Origin of the sequence: Photorhabdus tasmaniensis (genome assembly GCF_011189505.1) — a bacterium.
Taxonomy (GTDB): domain Bacteria; phylum Pseudomonadota; class Gammaproteobacteria; order Enterobacterales; family Enterobacteriaceae; genus Photorhabdus; species Photorhabdus tasmaniensis.
Map to the genome: position 1 here is coordinate 85569 of NZ_PUJU01000013.1, position 17018 is coordinate 102586.

12 protein-coding genes are annotated in these 17018 nt (G+C 39.1%); 1 reads left to right on the forward strand and 11 read right to left on the reverse strand.

The annotated features are described in order from the left end of the window. Positions 1–53 precede the first annotated feature (53 nt). From C5471_RS08290 to C5471_RS08305, 4 genes are read right to left on the reverse strand one after another with little or no spacing between them, the layout of a single operon-like run. Positions 54–977: a GNAT family N-acetyltransferase gene (locus C5471_RS08290; RefSeq protein WP_133813233.1), complete on the reverse strand. Its 924-nt coding sequence runs from the start codon at positions 975–977 to the stop codon at positions 54–56. Next, positions 974–2245: a phenylacetate--CoA ligase family protein gene (locus C5471_RS08295; protein WP_133813232.1), complete on the reverse strand. Its 1272-nt coding sequence runs from the start codon at positions 2243–2245 to the stop codon at positions 974–976. The genes C5471_RS08290 and C5471_RS08295 overlap by 4 nt, the downstream gene beginning before the upstream one ends. Positions 2246–2274: 29 nt before the next feature. Then, a complete protein-coding gene (locus C5471_RS08300) occupies positions 2275–4680 on the reverse strand; it encodes an acyl-CoA reductase (RefSeq protein WP_133813231.1) in 2406 nt (801 codons plus the stop codon). A gap of 1 nt (position 4681) precedes the next feature. Next, positions 4682–5812: a LuxE/PaaK family acyltransferase gene (locus C5471_RS08305; RefSeq protein WP_133813230.1), complete on the reverse strand. Its 1131-nt coding sequence runs from the start codon at positions 5810–5812 to the stop codon at positions 4682–4684. Between the two features lie 1726 nt (positions 5813–7538). Between C5471_RS08305 and C5471_RS08310 the strand changes: the two genes are divergently transcribed. After that, positions 7539–7883 carry a hypothetical protein gene (locus tag C5471_RS08310; RefSeq protein WP_133813229.1) on the forward strand — a complete coding sequence of 115 codons (345 nt, stop codon included), beginning with the start codon at positions 7539–7541 and terminating at the stop codon, positions 7881–7883. Between the two features lie 384 nt (positions 7884–8267). Here C5471_RS08310 and C5471_RS08315 read toward each other — a convergent pair whose 3' ends face one another. The 7 genes from C5471_RS08315 to C5471_RS08345 all read right to left on the reverse strand — a co-directional run bounded on the left by C5471_RS08315 (position 8268) and on the right by C5471_RS08345 (position 16673). Further along, positions 8268–8969 carry a helix-turn-helix transcriptional regulator gene (locus C5471_RS08315; protein WP_166295776.1) on the reverse strand — a complete coding sequence of 234 codons (702 nt, stop codon included), beginning with the start codon at positions 8967–8969 and terminating at the stop codon, positions 8268–8270. Between the two features lie 786 nt (positions 8970–9755). Beyond that, complete coding sequence (locus C5471_RS08320) at positions 9756–10907, reverse strand: alpha/beta hydrolase family protein (protein ID WP_133813227.1); 1152 nt, start codon at positions 10905–10907, stop codon at positions 9756–9758. Positions 10908–10923: 16 nt separating this feature from the next. Next, entirely contained in the window at positions 10924–12369 is a 1446-nt protein-coding gene (locus tag C5471_RS08325; RefSeq protein WP_133813226.1) for an SRPBCC family protein, read from the reverse strand. Next, positions 12366–13913 carry a class I adenylate-forming enzyme family protein gene (locus tag C5471_RS08330; protein WP_133813225.1) on the reverse strand — a complete coding sequence of 516 codons (1548 nt, stop codon included), beginning with the start codon at positions 13911–13913 and terminating at the stop codon, positions 12366–12368. Before C5471_RS08330 ends, C5471_RS08325 begins: the two co-directional genes overlap by 4 nt. 23 nt (positions 13914–13936) lie before the next feature. Beyond that, entirely contained in the window at positions 13937–14185 is a 249-nt protein-coding gene (locus C5471_RS08335) for an acyl carrier protein (protein WP_133813224.1), read from the reverse strand. A gap of 33 nt (positions 14186–14218) precedes the next feature. After that, positions 14219–15328, reverse strand: coding sequence for a beta-ketoacyl synthase N-terminal-like domain-containing protein (locus C5471_RS08340; RefSeq protein ID WP_133813223.1), 1110 nt, complete (start codon positions 15326–15328; stop codon positions 14219–14221). Further along, positions 15321–16673 (reverse strand): beta-ketoacyl-[acyl-carrier-protein] synthase family protein, encoded by a 1353-nt coding sequence (locus C5471_RS08345; RefSeq protein WP_242688624.1) that lies wholly within the window; start codon positions 16671–16673, stop codon positions 15321–15323. The genes C5471_RS08340 and C5471_RS08345 overlap by 8 nt, the downstream gene beginning before the upstream one ends. Positions 16674–17018 lie beyond the last annotated feature (345 nt).

Consider the following 17018-nt stretch of genomic DNA (forward strand, 5'->3'; position numbering starts at 1 on the left):
GTTATTCAAGCTCTGACGAGCATGGCTAAACTAATCAAATCATTGCAGGAGAGTTACCCTCCTGCACAGGCAAACATACTTTGCTGATGTAGATTGTGGGCAAACTGGCAGCTTAAGGTCAGTTCTTTTTTGCTATGCCCCCGAACCAGTAAAGCTTCCCAACGGTGATGATGACCGGGTACAAACCCCGTACAGGCAAATCCCGCTTGCTGCAAAATTTCCATAGCCTGGAGAGTCCCTTCCCCTACCGGCAGTTTCACATAGACCAGTTTGTGTGCCGGTAGCTCTGCCACCTCTTTTACCCGATCGGTTGTCTGCTTTTCTATCCACACTTCCAACCGACATCCATGATTGGTTATACGGATATCCGCATCAGCCAACTCCTCCGGTTGCAGAGGCTCTTGACCAAACACTTGAGTCACCGATGTCAGCCACCTTTGCCAACCGGAAGGCCAATGTAACTCTGGAAACGGCCAGCTTTGTAAAGGCAAACAACCCAGAACAATGCTTTCCGGCCGAGCCTGATCAAACGGTGATGTTACATAGTCCGGCAGCAACCCCGTGGTGTGAAACCCCAGATTTTGGGCCAGACGCTGACTATGGTTATGCGACGACACCTGTTTAATCGTGAGTATGCTTAACCCTATTTTTTTGGCCTGATCACACAAATATCGACCCAGTGCGGTAGCAATACCCTGCCCACGCGCCTGCGGATGTACTGCGATCAACGCCAGTTCAGCACTTAATGAACAACGTTCATCCCGCCACAGTGCCGCATGCCCCAACACTTTGCCATCCTGTACCGCAACAGCAGAATACCAGTGTTTTGCCGCGTTATAGCGGCCAAGCATGGTAGGTAAATAGACTTCCGGGTAGACATAATCTTCACCGTAAACAGCCCGAAATAACGCACTAACACCGGTAGAGTCCTCTTCCCGGAATAATCGAATTAATGGCATTCCTGGATTCATGTTCATGCTGCCTTCTCTTCAGCACGATAACCACGATGATCAACCACTCGCATCAATTTACCGGAGCGTGGATGAGTGACCATATCTTCCAAAGCGCAGTAAGTGACGTCCACATGCAGTAATCCCTGATCACATAACTTTGCTATAGCGGGTTGAGCCACTAACAATGCTTGACGCACTGATGTTGTGGATGGCACCAGTAATGGATCGCCAGCTAACAAAAGTTTTATCTTATCGATACCATCCTGACGGCTCAGTAATAGCTGCCAGGCCAGTATGCCCGCTTGCTGGCGCAGTAAATGAGCAATATGGTCAGGAAAAAGGGATAACGTGCCAATCCGCACCCGGTGAGCACTGCCCGCCCGCCCCTGCAAAGCGAACTTGCGACGTGGCCGCCCAGGTTCTTCACACCAACAAGCCAGATCGCCAGTAGGGTAACGGATAACCGGCATCAGACGCCGTTGCAGGTTGGTAACAACCAATATGCCGTTTTGTCCAGACGCGGTAATCGGCTGACCACTGGACTCATCAATGATTTCAACAATCGTATCCGTATCAAAAACCCGATGTTCACCGTGATCACAATCGGGAGAAGCAGCACCAATGAGACCGGCATCAACACTAGCACAACCAATTGAGCCAATGCGTGCATTGGGGAATACATGGCCCAATAGTGTCAACTGCTCTGGAAACAGGCTTTCACCACCGTACAACAGGCGCTCAATACCCGGCATGATCTGGCCGATCTGCTGCAAGGTACTGGCAAAACGTAACAGTTGCGCCGGCACCCCGGCGAGAACGTTAATCCTCAGGCTGGCAATCGCGTCAGCCAATGCCCGATCATCAACTGAACAGGTAAACGGAAACTCCACCACCGGCACCGGTGAATAGGACAAAGCACCGTGAATAAATAATAAGCTGGTATACAGATCACCGGCAAAAAACAGATTGGCAACGCGATCATCAGGCTGTAGTTGCTGTGCCAGCCCTTGACCAAATGCACGCACAAAAGCACGCCATTCATTGCAACTGAACACCGACAACCTACCCTCACTGGTAGAGCCACCGGTTTTGAAAACATGACCTCCGTTGATCGGACCAGTCAATACCGGCCAGTTTTCCAGTGGTTGCGACTGCTGCCAATAGTCAGCAGGATCGATTAATGGTAGATCAGTCAACGTCCAGCCAGAGCAGGGCAGATCACCATAAAGATCCCTAAAGAAAGGAGCATGATTGCGGGCATATTCAACCAAATCGTGTAGTGATAATGTCATGATTTACTCAAAAAGTAATATTATGGGTCTCAGGTTCGGCTATCCAGCACCAGCGGCGTTTTGCCACTTTGCGGGTGACGACGGAACTGTCCGGCTGGCGTAGGGATAATTTCCAGTTGAAGCATTCCACCACTGACAACCTGATTCAGCATTCTATGTTGCATAAGATGCCCGCGTACCTGGTTAACATCACCATCAGCTAACACATGGATGTATTCGCCACCACCAGCGTGATCCCCTATCAGCCACTGCACTGGAAACGCCAAACTGGCTGACAATTCAGTTGGATTCACAAAAATAGAACCTACCCGTATCAATGTCCCATGACGACCTACCAATCTAAAACGCGGTGCCGGCAACCCGCAGGCACAAAGACCGGGTAGCCAGTAGCCCAAATCTCCCAAATCGTAGCGTTGAATCACCTGCCCTTCCCGGGCCAAAGGCGTGAACACTAACCGACCGGTTTCGCCGGGCTGGATCGGTTGATCACTATCCAGAGCCAATATTTCCAGCCACTGAATATCAGATAACAGATGGAATTCCCCATCGTGGCAACAAGCGCAAGCATGGCCCAATGGACCGGCATCAACGGAGCCATAAATTGCCGAGCGGATCACCTGAATACCAAAACTGGATAAAAACTGACTCCGTTCTTCACTAATATGCTCACCACCAGAAAAAATTTTACGCACACCACCATAGGCATGTAACGCAGCCTCTTCACGTTCAAACAGCTGATATATAGTGCTTGGCATCCCCACCAGCGTATTGACCCCCTGAGTGACAATAAAATGCCTGATTTGGCTAAAATCATCGTTTACCGGGCCGCCCATCGGGTAATGCGGCACGGATAACTTATCCAGAATAGTGAAGAAACTCAGCAGACCACCATACAAGTTGCCGCCATACAGCAGATTCATTACCCGGTCCTGTGCCGGATCTAAACCAGCGGAAAACAGACCATCCGCCGCTGCCTGCATCTGACTGTGATAATCTCTGTGACTGAAACCCGCCAGTTTCGGCGTACCGCTACTGCCACCGCTGCGGAAAAACACCTGTGCTTTTGACGTTACCCCATTTTGCTGAAACTTTTCTTTATCCATCACTGGGATCCCGGCCAGTTCCGGAGGATTGACCGCCAATGTATCCAGTGTGACATGGCCCGGCAATTGCTCTGCTTTCAAGCTGACTGAGACACGCCGAGCAAGCCGGGTCAATGCATAAACACCGTCATGTGGCTCACCTTCATAACCATCGTGCATCGCCCCAGCCTGACATACCCGGCTGACACCTGCGGCCAGCAACTGGCGACTCAACATCGGCAGTTCATTTGTTTCGGCGATCAAAGCACAACTTTGCAAATAGGGGCGCCACGACAACAAAATTTCCACCAGTCGCGCACGTGGCGCCGGGCGAATTTGCAGGGTACGATACAATGGTGATGGCGCAAGCTCCTGACGTTGCACCCAAGCGACCCGCCACCCATCCCCTTCTTCTACCGCACCCGTCAGACCAGCAAAAGTGTGATCTAACTGCAAAAATGCCATCTGGCTGCTGATTTCAGCCGCTTGCTGTATGTCCGGTTGTAAGGCCGGCCATGCTGGTGCCCGTCGTGCCAACGCAGCAGCCACGGCGCTCACCACCTCCCGCAAAACGTTTTCATCAGTGCTGTCTACCAACAAACACTGTGGGCTGGAACAAGCTTGTTGATCAAACCGGCAAACATCATCAGCCAACGCATCGTAATCAGCATCGTCGGCAGACTGCGGATCCAGATAGGCAAAGCTGATACGATGTCCCCAGTCGATCCAGCGACAACCCGGTCGCAATTGACTACGGATGGCGGTCAATGCGGTATGACTTCCCCAAGCTGACACCCCATCAGCCCATTCCAGCAATGTTGACAGCTGATCAGACGGTAAAGGTAATACCGAGACATAAGGAGCCAACTTGCCACTCAGGTCATAACGCAGGAATTCCGCCAATAACTGTGCATTGAGGCCGTGATCACTGCTACTGGGGCGTAGCCAGTTAACATTACCTACCAGCAAACTCTCCAGCACAGCCATAAATGGCAGCAACGGCGCATTAGCCGGTGTGATATGCACTACCAGTCCCAGAGGTTGCCAGGTTTCAAAACGGGGCTGTGTATAGTCAAAACGACGCAGGGAAAATGGTTGTTCGCCCAACTCGTGCCGTAACTTTGCCTCCAGCAAATCACGACGACAAAAACCGCGTAAAGCGGCGATTGTCGCTGTATCCAGCGCAAGCTCAGAAGCGATGGTATCGAGACTGTCGGCAAAGCGCCCGGCACAGTCCAATACTTGTTGTACACTTGGGGGGCAAGCCAGCGTATCCGCAAGGCTGTTTTTAAGTTCGGCCAATACAGCGGCGGGCTCCAAGTCAGATATGATCTTGCCATTAACTAAATACATTTCAGGACTCCTTTATCAACTCAGAGGCCGCAATCGCGCAGCTGCGGCTTTTACTTGTACCGGCACGCCCCAGTAACTCAAACCAATCAGTAGCCAACCCACAACCGCATTCAACGGCTGAATGCAGCACTGCCAAATCGCTCACCACGATACTGTGTGCCGGGCTGGAGGTGATATAAGGCGATGTCAGATGCAGAAAACCAGGTTTACCATAGGGTTGAACCGCCATATTAGCCGTATCACGAATATAGGCGCGGGCATAAGTTGGCACATGAAAATGGTGATGCCGACACTCAACATAAGGCACCGGATGTTCAACCGAACCGTAACCATCCCGGCAACGCTCGTCAGGGATCCCCAGTTGTTCACCTAAACGCTGATACAACAACGATTTTGGAATTGCTTTATCGGCGTGCGTTTTCCAACCGCCCCCTAAAAATACCAGTGACTCAGGATGCAACTGTATCGGTGGCAGGCCCATGTCCTGCATCCGTTCCAGTGCAAACCACAGGAATGCCGGAAAGCCCAGCATACGCACCGGCAGCCCTTGCACAGCAAATTCCTGCAAAGATCGGATCACACCAAACGGATCAAATTCATTGCCTTTTCCATTGTGGCGCAGTGCATAACAGGCTTGATTCACTGGCGCGTATTTACATAGATACTGATCGGTATAGGCGGTTCCCAGAGTAATCGCTCCGGCGGGTTCATAGCTCAACAGTAAGTAGTTACAAGGCTGTTGCGGCGTATTCCAGCCGTAATACTCGAAAATGCGCTCAACCATATTCTGCGCCGCCTGTATACTGCGTGTATCGTAACGCATACGGCTTTTTTGACCTGTTGTCCCGGATGAGGTCAATTCCAGTGCATCCTGGCCGGTGGTACTGAGCAACAACTGACGTTTAAAATAATTTGCGAAAATGGGCGGCAAACGCGACCAATCGCTCATTTTTTCCAATGTTTGATCGTCCAGACCATTCGCCTTCAACCACTGGTGATAACCGGGAGTGTGTTCACAATGGTAGCGCGTCAGCTCGCGCATGGCCGCGTCAAACAGTTGGTCACAAGCACTATCTGCACGATAGGGATGATCAAGCGCGCAAAAGGCGTCAACATAAGCAAGAGAAGTCAAAAGTCATCTCCAGAAATAAGGAAAAAAGGGTATTTACTCCCTTAAAATAATAAGTAAGTTGTTTCATCATCCGGCAAGTAGCAACCAAATATCCTGCCGCAAAAAATGACAGCATGTTGAATACAACGACTTAACCAAATAAAAATGAGTCACCGTTTTGGGAAAAATAATATTTAGATTTGTTAATTCCTTGTAAAGAAAAGAAAAACAAATACAACAATTATGATTTAACAAAGGCCAATGTAATAACGAACTTATATTTAATAACTTTATCATCGAACCTAATCATAATTACTTATACGCCAATAGCTCAAAAAACAGTTAAAAACAAATCACCAGATACAAATTCACCATCAATAATTAACATTTAATAAACAAATAGAATTCTGGGATCGCCACAATATTCACACATAATCCATCGTTAATATAATAATCAATAGCGTTATTTTTCAATAAATTTCACCAATAGGAAAAACATCTTTACCAGAAAGATAACTATTAAAATCAATGGTGTTTTTACTTTTAACAATCAAGTCATTTCAAGAAAAGTATCATATAGTCTATTTCTATCCAGTAATGAGAAATATGCCGAATTACTTACAGCAGTATAAAAAACACAGATTGAAAATCTGTATTTATATTACCGACATTTACATCACCTAAAAAAAGCAATTTATGATATGACTAATACCAATCAAGTTTTTTTAACAACATAAAAAATCCATTAAAAAATTAGAAATAAAAAACATATTTCTATACACACGATAGAAATCTGCTTTTATATAATTACTTTACTTAATTTATTAATTATTCACGTTAAGATTTCTTTATAAAATATTATCGCCCCTAAGAATAAATAAAACATCCAAATAACAATTGCTAATAAGCTATACCATATATAACTATATTTCAATAAAAAACTAAAAGTTTTTATTATGTTAAAATCACAAAGATGCACAATATACTGCTTATATTTTAAATATTGTTACCATTTACCACTTTACTTCACCATTTAACCCAGAATTACAATCCTGTATTATCAACACAATAAAAATAACAATAGTAAACTAGTTAAAATCTATTTCATCATACGACATATGAATATTGGCTTACTTTTACCTACGTGATAGTTTTATTATTTAATAATTTCATCATTAAAAAAATACAAAATTCACACTTTAGACATTATTACCACTTGATCTACGGAGTTTAATTTAAAATTACAATTCTATATTATTTTGAAAAAACACAATTCAACTAAACACTTTTTTATGGGGAATATCACCAGTCAATTTAACAAGTTATATTTCAGATTCCCTCCCTAGAAATATGGCGGCTGGCTGTCGTTCACCAGCCCAAAAATTACCAGCTCAATTTCCTGTGGCATTCAGATAAAATATAATGACGATATACTTTACATTCCGTATTTTTACGCTACTATAAAAATATCTGATATATAATTTTCTATCTGTGCTCATAAATATAATTAAATTATAAACAATGCATTACCCAGGACATTCATAAAATGTCATGACGAATAGATTATTTACGAGAAACTTATCCAAGTTAACATAATGAAGTATAAAAATATATTTACTTTGTATCTATTTCTACTGTAATTATCGTCATGGCTATTGAATTTATAGCAAAAAAATAGCAATTGCAGAGAAACTACGGTTATTTCTATGATTATCAACAGCTTTATCCATTAGTTCAGGAGCCTAAAATGAAAGAAATTGATAAAAAAGAAAAAGGTGAAATGCTTGGCGTTAATAGCCATTACTTTTTCGTTGTTAATATAACCAATAAAATTTTAACAGGTGATGTGGTTTGGAATAACTCTGGAAATACGAGCGCACTCAATATCGATGGATTATATCCAGCAACAGCTTCACTTCTTCAAGAATTCTATCCTGAAAGCGGGAAAACTGATTATTGGCAGTGGACTAAAAGAGGAAGGAAATATCAATTAGATTGTTATGACAATGATATATATGTTGCTGTTGTTATTAGCGATTATGGCATTGGTGTATTACCTTCTGGAACCAGCCCAGACACATGGAAATGGTAGATTTTCTTCCATTGAATTATTTATGTAAGTAAAAATAATTATATAGAGAATACGAGGCCTTAAGCCATAAACTAAAGCCGGTTCAATAAACATCATGATTTTTATTGAACCGGCTTAAAATAGGGTAATTCGGCTCTCCAGGGCTTGCTTGTCCAAAAAGTCGTTCTTGCTTCTGAACTTAAGGAAAAAAATCAACTTTCGGTAAATCTGACAAAAAAACTAAATTTCTTAAACTTACAATTTAAATAAAAGCAGAAAATTCAGATAATCATCAAAACCTACTAAAGTCATAAATATATATCTTCAACCAGACACTCAACAGAAATAACAATCATGCTTGCATTAGATAAATATCCATATCAATTGTTTGGTAATCATCGTTTATCAAGATAAATAATTCTCAGACAATCCTTCTTTCTCACCCCATTTCTTTAGCAATAATATTCGATCTTGTATATATTTTTCCGATAACACTTCTAATTTTTCTATTTTTCCCACTTGTAACTTGACAAATTCATGACTAAATTCACACCAAGAAACCAAAAAGAATTCATTATTGAAAAAAATCGACAATGGACAAGTCGTTTTCACTGTACGTACACTATTTAAATCAAAGAAAGTTATCACTATCTTTTCTTTATGATATATCGCTTTCCTAATATCAGATAATATCGAATTATTATCAGTAACTTTACTATAACTTTCCGTTTTTACAAACATTGGCGAACAGTATAATTGAGCGCGCTGCTCTTCGGGAAGTACTGCCGCGATCTTAGATATAAAACTATGAGCAGATTTAGCCAAAACAACATCATTTTGTTCAATAACCCATTTGTTACCTAAAACTAAAGCATCAATTTCATCCATTGTAAACATTAAAGGAGGCAACATAAAACCCGGTCTTAATGTATAACCTAAACCTGGTTCACCTTCTATATTTGCTCCCTGACTATTTAGCAAAGCAATATCTCGATAAAGGGTCCGCAAACTTACATTTAAATCACCCGCCAGTAACTTACCACTGACAGGATATCTTCTTTGTCTTAAGTATTGCAATAATGCTATGAGTCTTTCGGTTCTTGACATTTCCGTACTCCTCATTTTAATAAAAAATCAAACAAAAAAATCTTTATTAAATAAATAATATTGAGTTACTAACCAACTATCTAATAGAACTATTTACTCTTCATCATTGATTAATGGAACAATGTCGAGACTTCACTATAAAACCATCAACTGGAAATCTTATATTTAATATAGATTTCAATTATCTGAGTTAACGAAAATAGTATTTTCGCCTTTCATAATTACTCTACCCTATCAAGAGTGAATGCTCGATACATTACATTGAAGCATGGTAGAGGTAGGTATCGAATCATAGAGCAAACATTTAAAATATATATAGTGATAATCAATACAAAAAATAAAATTTACCTTCAATAAGTAAACTTACTATGTATTGACAATATAAGAAAGCTTAAATATTAAAATCAAGCTTCATGCTACCAGTCAATATTTAAGCAGAAGAAATATGAACTTATTATTCGGATATTTCGCTTCGTAATGTTTATGAAGATGATTTCATTTTATGACTTACAGTAAAAGAGCCGTGCAACTAAAAGACATAACTAAAATAAGCTTTACCTTCACGTTCATTGAAAAAATAAACAGCGAACCAAGACAGTACTTAGGAAAAAGCGTTAACTTTTGAACACACGTTAATATAGCAACCCAAAGGGCAAGGAAAACGAGTCATCCTCACGTATTATATGTACGATACGGATCCTGCGCACTGTCTGTGTTCACTATTCATTTATAAGAACAGTCTAAAACAATTACACCAACTAAAATAGGTGCTAAGTATAAGATAAATTAATTTTTCTTACCGCCATTTAGTCTAAATTGTTCATTAACCCAATCTAAAACTTGTATCATATATTCGTTTATTTTATTTAAACAAACATGAGCTTCTGATTCATAACATAATAATTTATGATCATCTCCCCATAAATGGTCTAATTCTCTAACTTTATCAATCGAAAATATATCATCTAATGCGCCATGAACAGTAAAAACCTTTGTTTTACAAGTTAAAGACAGGTCTAATTTTATTTCATCAAAAAGAGACTGCATATGATTATCTTGCATAAAGGCAAACTGAAAATCTGCTTTAAGTCTTCTGGGTAATTTATCAAAGTCTGCTATTTCAGGCCCACCAGACAAATTAACTATACAGCAAAATTTATCGCCAATTTTTTGCGCAAGACGTAAAGCAAAATAACCGCCGAAACTAATTCCTAAGAAACAGAGAAGGCCACTATTAATTCTAGCATCATCTTCTAATAATTTAAGTATAGAGGTAACATATAATTCCATATCAATAGCTAATGGCGATTTTCCAAGGTTTACTCCTTGCCCTGGTCCATCAAATATAGCTACCGCCATACCTTTTTCCAAGAAAAGTTCCGCTAAAGATAATATTTCAATTTCAGTCATTGAATCCAATCCATTGGATAAAATAACACAAGGTAAAGGATTATTCTCTTCTTCTTTATACCCTTTAGGAAATATAAGGAAGAACGGCATATGAAATTTATCAACAATAATATACTGATGCTCAACCAGTAAATCACTATATTTTATACCGGATAAAAAACATGAGCGAATATACTCTCTGAGCTGGATCTTTCTACTTTTATCACTGAAATACATAAATTCAGCCCAATGATAACAAGCAGCAGCACTCTTCAAAGCACGAACATAACTGACTTCATTTTTAGCAGAATTAGCGATACTGATATAATTATCACCCACTTTTGACCAATTAATCATCCACTCATGCCAGAATTCTTCGGATGATAAATCTAAGTTTTCCTCCTGAAAATGACTCAATGCCTCAACCACATCTCCCCAATGAACCTGAGGTGCATATTGAGAATTTAAGAAAAAAAGTCTTGGCATAAAATAACCACAAGTAGAAAAAAGTGCTGCCGAAATTCTATTTGGTTTATTCTTATTATTCATTGTATTTTCCTTTAATTTACTGGATACGATCGTCTAACCACTCTTTGCAGGCAAAAACCATTTTCTTACTATTTGCTGAAATAGCATTCTTCACTATTTCTTGTTGTCTTAATTTATCTTCTATACCAAACTTGATTGCACATAAATTATGATCTAATTCAACACGATGATTAGAAACAATGAATGAGCCACTTCCTCTGCTAAATATACGCCATGAACCGCTATGAGATTTTAATACTAATGGAGGCTCTGGTTGAAAATATTCAATCAAGAAATTATCTCTATCACAGAATCGTATGCTACGGAAAGTCTCATTTCCATTCGGCGTTGACACCTCCATATTAAACTCTTGGTGCCTATCATCATTGTGAATTATTTTCACTGAATCACAATGAGGTAATATCTGATCCCAATCATTGATATTTAAAAAGATATCGTAAACTTTATCAATTTGATGAGGAATATAATATCCTGTTGTAAAAGTTAATAAATCTGATTTATTATTACTTTCCACCTTACTCTTTATACTGTCCATCTCCATTTGAGTATTGTCATTAGTAAATGAGATAATAAAGAAATTAGCCTGTTCATGATTATCAACATCATCAATAATCCCGCTTATATCGTCTAATAAAGACCAATTCCTCTGTACCGTCAGAAGACAACGTTGATCATTAATAGGAATAACTTGCCATCTCCCACTCATTGCCTTTAATAATGGCATAGGTTTAAGCAGGACATAATCAATCCTATAAATAGAATCAAAATAATATCGCTTTGTTTGCCAGCTTACTGTTTTATTATTTTGTCTTGCTTTAATTTCAACAAGTTCTGAATCGTCTATTCTATTTAATACCTCAGTACTTTCACAAAATGAGAAAATATCAGGCCAATAAGAGACATCTTTAACCAAAGTATATACATCCTTTGCCGGTGCCTCACATATTATTGAATGAGTCAGATTTCCGTTTAAATTTCTTTCCTGGCCTTCATTTATTTCTACAATATTCTTTATATTCTTAAGCTCCTTAACTGAGTTAAGATCAATTCCTCTACTAATAAATTCATGAGCCTGCTGAGTGGTTTCAACACCAGCAACTAATCCTGTTATTTCTGGTTCAATATCATAATCATGCTCTAACATAAGCATACATTGTTGAGAGTTGATCTTAATAACCCGCCATGACGTCTCCATCTCTTTGACTAATGTCATTGGCTTGGTCAGTTTTGATTTTATACTGAGTGTTTCTGCATGAAATTTACGCTCTGATACCCACTGCATAATGATACCGTTAATTAATGCTTTAATTTCTATTTTTTCACTGTCTTTATCTCTAAAGATAGCCTTCACTTCCTGACAAGGCTCAAATATTTCTGGCCACTTTTCAGAATTGACAATAACCTGATATACTTTTTCTACCTGTGTATTACAGATGATTGAATGTGATTCGTAATAATTCATTGTTTATTCCTCAATTTAAATAATTTCTTAGGATCGATTGATTTAATTAACTCTGATTTTAGTATCTTATCGTTATGGCTTTTCGGAAAAGACTCACCAGTAACATAGAACCAGTCAGGCCATTTTTCCTGACTTAATTTAGCACTCAGAAATGATGAAAGAATATTTTCAATTTCAGGTAATAATTTCTTCGATATATCGCCACTCATACAGGCAACAGGTTGGTTAATAGCAACACCATTTTCATAGAAAGAAAAACCAACAACAGTAGCAATATTCACATTGGGTACTCTTGATAAAATAGATTCAACTTCTTCAGGGTAAATCCGATGTCCGTTAGCACTCATAAATGTATTTTGCTTACGTCCCTTTAAAATTAAATAATCATCGTCATCGATATAACCCAAATCACCGGTGGCAAACCACGCATCAGGAGGCGTAATTTCCCCTGAAATCACATCATAATATCCTTCCATTATACTGTTACCTCTTAGTATAATTTCTCCAATATTATCAGATGAGCCCGTAATGGGTTTAATAGCAACTTCCAATGTATTATCAATCTTTCCAACACAATAAACTGAGTCGAGATATTTTTTATCACGATGATCTTGCTCATCCACCCAGCAGAACGGACCATAAGTTTCACTTAATCCGTATCCCTGCATCCATTCACAGCCGATTAATTTACGTCCTTTCTCAAGTACACTGGGCGGCATAGCCGCAGCCCCATAAGCAACAACGTGTAAGCAAGTGAGATCAATATCCTGTTTTTCTGCCGATTTAACAAATAATTTCATCGACTCTGGGCGTAACATAATATGCGTAATTTTATTATGTGAAATATAAGCAGGCCATTTCTCTATATTCCTGTCTTCTGGTATAAAAAGTATTGACTGATGTAATAATGCACCGAAAGAGAAAATCACGCCGGTAGTATTATTCAATAAACCTGACATGAATATTTTAGCATCCTGAGTAAACTTTAATTTTTCTGTTACTGTGCAAATTCGTTGGCATACTAAAGATTCTGAAATGCTAATTGCTTTCGGTTTACCCGTACTTCCACTCGTAAAAAGTACAATAAAATTAGCAATAGATTGTGGTGAATAGGTAATAACTGGGGTTTCTTCTATATCATTAGCATTGATCTCATGATCTGAAACATCAATAACATTAATACCGTTTTCTTTTAATTTTTCAACAAAATGTTTATCTTTTTTAAGATAAACAACAAAATCGTATTGAACTTCATTAGTAAAATTGATCCATTCATCGATTGTCGCTGATGATAAATTATAGGGCATTAACAAATGTAATCCCATAGCACTGGCCGCCGCCAAGAAGAAAATACCTAATTCATCATGTTCAAATATAACGATAACTTTATTATCTTTATGAATTCCTCTATTGTGTAAATTATCAATTAAATGGGAAACAGAAAATATTACCTCTTTTCTTGTATAATGAGAATCCTTAGTGATAATACAATCGTTATTTAAATTATCACGCTCTGAATGTAACAACATAGAAATTAGCTTCATTTCTGCTTCCCTTTGATTAACAATTAATTTTTATCACTTAAATTTGCTGAGACGAAATCAAGGACAGCTCTTCCTGTTTCCCAATTACTGAATTGACTCTTAGTCACAGAAACACCAAATTCTTTCCCAATTTCTTTTGCTAAGTCAGCTAATTCCGTAGAATCCATATCATAAGCTTGAGCAAGATCTGCATCCATATTGAAATCATCAAAATTAACATTAACAAAAGACGACAAAATAGTTTTTATTTTTACTTCTGGATTGTTATTCATATATTTCACTCGCAAATTTAAATATTTTATAGATTAAATAGCTGAAAGACTCAACGCACATACATGACCTTTGTTACTGAGACGCTGAATGACTATCTGATTAATATTTGAAAGTTCATTTATTGTAATAGGCTGCTGTTCTCCATTATTTTCTGATAAGAATGACGAAGCCAGGACTGAATCAATCACGCCACTGACCGAAAATTGATTATTTAAATAAGGTCTCAGATTTACAAAAGATGTTTTTATATCTTTATCTGAAAATACTTTACTCGTTATTTCCTTTTCATCATCATATACTCCATCCATAATAAATGCAGAATTCTCATTATGGCTGAATAGTTCAGCAGTATATTCCAAGGTGTCACTTCTTGTATTTTTATCAGGTGAAAAATAATCAATAAAGCCGGTTAATTCACACAATATCGAAGCGCCACGTTCTAAAGCATGTTGCATTTCTTCTATAACCAGAAATGCAGCCCCTTCCGAGAAATTTTCTGGTAATTTTTCGCCAAATATTTCAGAGTTTCTTGGTGCTGATCTCTGCTCAAGTAAATTTTTAACTAATGGGCTCGAAAGATGTTCTGACGCACCACATAACATAACTTCCGCTACACCATTAGAAATAGCTTCAGCCGCATAACCTATTGCTTGTATCCCTGCCACATCCGATGTAGAAAATGTTTTAGATTGTGCACTAAAACCATAAAGAAGTGATAACTGCCCCTGGAGTGCAGCAGGGAACCATGCCGTAGCGACATAAGGACCCATTCCCTGTATTCCTTCAATATGGAGCGCTTTAACTTCGTCTTCAATATGTTTCCATCCACCAAAGCAATTGCCAACATATATCCCAACGCGATTAGGATCAATCTTGTCTAAATCTAATCTACTCTCTTTTAATGCCATCTCAACAGCGACGATACCATAAATAGAAAAGTCATCAATTTTACGCTTTAAGCGACTATTGATATATTTTTTTTCATCGGGATCACTCAATGTCCTGATTACAGGGCTTGAGGTCATATTATTTATCGAGTTTTGGCCCAAGAGCTTCTGCATCAGATTTGACTTGATGGATGTCACATCCTTGCCATCAGGATGTATTGCGCCAACACCGGTAACAACAACTCTTCTACGCATTGTTAACTGCCCTCATAACAATAACACTGTGAATACCGGAAAAACCACTGGACAATTTTAACGCGGTGTCAATAGGATATGCGCAACCTTGATTAGGGATATAATCTAAATCACAATCAGGATCCGGGGTTTGATAATTAATTGTTGGGTGAATATATTGCCTTTCTATTTCCAAGCATAATGCAACAGATTCTATAGCATTAGCGGCAGCTAAAGCATGACCTGTCATTGACTTTAATGAGTTAATTGGAATATCAAATGCTTTTTCTCCCAAAATAAATTTAATTGCATTTGACTCATTAATATCATTTTGAGCTGTAGAACTTCCATGCGCACTAATATAATTTACTGCTGATGGGGCGATCCTGGCATCTTTCAATGCCATATCAATGCATCGTGCCATTGCCAATCCATCAGCGGGCAAATCCGTCATATGATAAGCATTATTGACTGATGCATACCCTACTAATTCAGCATAGATATGTGCTCCACGCTTCTTCGCATGTTCATAAGACTCTAAAACTAATATTCCACAGCCTTCAGCAATAACAAATCCATCACGTTCAAGAGAAAAAGGACAGGTCGCCGATTGCTGATTTTCCAGTTCTCTTGATGACAGTGCGCCCAAAGCCTCAAAAGAGCCAATAGACAGTGGACAAAGCGGAGCTTCACTCGCACCAGCCAGCATGACATCAGCTCTTCCACTACGAATATGTTCAAGAGCCATGCCTAAAGCGTCGAGCCCTGCCGCACATCCCGTCGATATATTACTCACCGACATGGATGCACCATACTTTTTCGCCACAGAGGTTGCCGCAGAACTGAAATCAAAACTATCGTAATCCTCTGGTTGAATTAAATCAGGGCTGATCTCTTCTTTGCCTCCATTGGTAATTCTGAGCAAACACTCTTCCATTCCAGCAGCATCGGCAATAGCGGTTGCTATTGCAACACCAAAGCGTTTACCGTCAATTTCTAAAGGCGTTAAATTTGCATCTTGCATTGCCATCTCGGAGGCATCCAAAGCAAACCGCAGATATTTATGCTCATTTTGCAAAACATATTCTTTGTTATCGATATCACCAACCTTTCCTATAGCTCCGCTTTTGAATCCGAATTTTTTTCTTCCCCACTTATATTCACTGACCCCCGATTTCCCATTATGAATATTGTCCCAAAATTCATTAATGCCAATACCTGTTGGTGAAATAACACCTAACCCTGTCACCACCACTCTCTGTGTTTGAGATTCATTTCTGTTATTTATTATCACAATAGTTATCTCGATAGAAATAGAATACAAATTTATTGTCAGGTAAGTTTTATTCACATAAAATTTACCCATTTTCACTTAAGAAAATCCCTATCTGAAAGTAGTTATCTCAAACTACTTTGATTATCTTTAAATTAATATTTGTCATATATATATATTTGATCTTTATCTCCTAACCAAAACTCTTGAGAATGAGCACCAGGCCCAACCATAACTCCCTTTACATATCAATTTGCGTCTCTCACTGACTTATCATCTGCCAAACATGCAAGAATGGCATGAATATTCCAGATTAAACCAAATTAAGTTAACTCCATTCGATCTTTATAGATAATAATTCAGCCTTTTTCTTAATCGCTCAATTTACTCTTAAAAATCATCCAGAAAGGAGATGACAAATTTATTACAATAGAGCTG

What these genes read in the sequence shown, in the direction of transcription:
- C5471_RS08340 (WP_133813223.1), bottom strand. Translation starts at nt 15,328, where the DNA reads ATGCGTAGAAGAGTTGTTGTTACCGGTGTTGGCGCAATACATCCTGAT.
- C5471_RS08315 (WP_166295776.1), bottom strand. Translation starts at nt 8,969, where the DNA reads ATGTCAAGAACCGAAAGACTCATAGCATTATTGCAATACTTAAGACAA.
- C5471_RS08320 (WP_133813227.1), bottom strand. Translation starts at nt 10,907, where the DNA reads ATGAATAATAAGAATAAACCAAATAGAATTTCGGCAGCACTTTTTTCT.
- C5471_RS08295 (WP_133813232.1), bottom strand. Translation starts at nt 2,245, where the DNA reads ATGACATTATCACTACACGATTTGGTTGAATATGCCCGCAATCATGCT.
- C5471_RS08290 (WP_133813233.1), bottom strand. Translation starts at nt 977, where the DNA reads ATGAACATGAATCCAGGAATGCCATTAATTCGATTATTCCGGGAAGAG.
- C5471_RS08335 (WP_133813224.1), bottom strand. Translation starts at nt 14,185, where the DNA reads ATGAATAACAATCCAGAAGTAAAAATAAAAACTATTTTGTCGTCTTTT.
- C5471_RS08300 (WP_133813231.1), bottom strand. Translation starts at nt 4,680, where the DNA reads ATGTATTTAGTTAATGGCAAGATCATATCTGACTTGGAGCCCGCCGCT.
- C5471_RS08345 (WP_242688624.1), bottom strand. Translation starts at nt 16,673, where the DNA reads ATGGGTAAATTTTATGTGAATAAAACTTACCTGACAATAAATTTGTAT.
- C5471_RS08310 (WP_133813229.1), top strand. Translation starts at nt 7,539, where the DNA reads ATGAAAGAAATTGATAAAAAAGAAAAAGGTGAAATGCTTGGCGTTAAT.
- C5471_RS08325 (WP_133813226.1), bottom strand. Translation starts at nt 12,369, where the DNA reads ATGAATTATTACGAATCACATTCAATCATCTGTAATACACAGGTAGAA.
- C5471_RS08330 (WP_133813225.1), bottom strand. Translation starts at nt 13,913, where the DNA reads ATGAAGCTAATTTCTATGTTGTTACATTCAGAGCGTGATAATTTAAAT.